This is a genomic window from Vibrio sp. 779(2023) (assembly GCF_033344285.1).
Lineage (GTDB): Bacteria > Pseudomonadota > Gammaproteobacteria > Enterobacterales > Vibrionaceae > Vibrio > Vibrio alginolyticus.
Map to the genome: position 1 here is coordinate 1 of NZ_JAWPOM010000194.1, position 1,095 is coordinate 1,095.

Sequence of the window (1,095 nt, forward strand, 5' to 3'; positions counted from 1 at the left end):
CACATAAGGTGGAATATGAACGCATTTATTCAAGGTCTTCCAAAAGTAGAGCTGCACTTACATATCGAAGGTTCACTCGAACCAGAACTCATGTTTAAACTTGCCAAGCGCAATGGCATAGATATTCCTTATTCGTCACCAAGCGAATTGAGAGAGGCATACCAATTTGAAGATCTGCAATCTTTTCTCGACCTCTATTATCAAGGCGCAAATGTTTTACGCACAGAGCAAGATTTTTATGACCTAACGTGGGAATACTTGGAGCATTGCAAAGCAGACAATGTGATTCATACCGAGATATTCTTCGACCCGCACACTCACACTGAACGTGGCATTAACTTCGACACCGTACTCAACGGCATTTCTAGAGCGCTGACAGATGGCCGCGAAAAATTAGGCATCACATCGCAGATCATCGCTTGTTTCCTTCGTCATTTGTCAGAAGAAAGCGCGATGGATACACTGCAATCTGTTTTAAAGCATCGCGATAAAATCATTGGAGTGGGGCTAGATTCATCAGAAAAAGGCCATCCACCAGCTAAGTTTTTACGTGTCTTCCAGAAAGCGAAAGAGGCAGGCTTGCTTACCGTGGCACATGCCGGAGAAGAAGGACCAGCGCAAAATATTACCGACGCGATTGAAATGTTGGAAGTGAGCCGCGTTGATCACGGCGTTCGCTGCGTAGAAGATGAAGCTCTAGTGGAGTCTCTGATTGAAACCAAAATGCCACTGACTGTTTGCCCGCTGTCTAACATCAAACTTTGCGTGTTTGATGAAATGGGACAGCACAACATCGTAGAGCTTCTGCGTAAAGGCGTGGCGGTAACCATTAACTCTGATGACCCCGTTTACTTTGGTGGCTACATGACCGATAACTTCCTTGCAGTGAATCAAGCACATCCAATGAGCAAAGAAGAACTGGCGAAATTCACGCTCAACGCTATCGATGCAAGCTTCATCGACAACGAGTTGAAGGCTCAATATCGTCATCAAGTCGAACAATATGTTGCACAACATTCATCGATGTAATGCGGTATACCCTTACAAACCCTCTGTGGTTAAAACGGGACTTAAGCGCTAGACTGAAAAAGCTCA

1 protein-coding gene is annotated in these 1,095 nt (G+C 44.9%); it reads left to right on the forward strand.

All coding sequences use genetic code 11. The features are described 5' to 3' along the window. Positions 1-15 precede the first annotated feature (15 nt). Positions 16-1,029, forward strand: coding sequence for an adenosine deaminase (locus tag R8O70_RS26015; protein WP_318184563.1), 1,014 nt, complete (start codon positions 16-18; stop codon positions 1,027-1,029). The last annotated feature ends 66 nt before the right edge of the window (positions 1,030-1,095 follow it).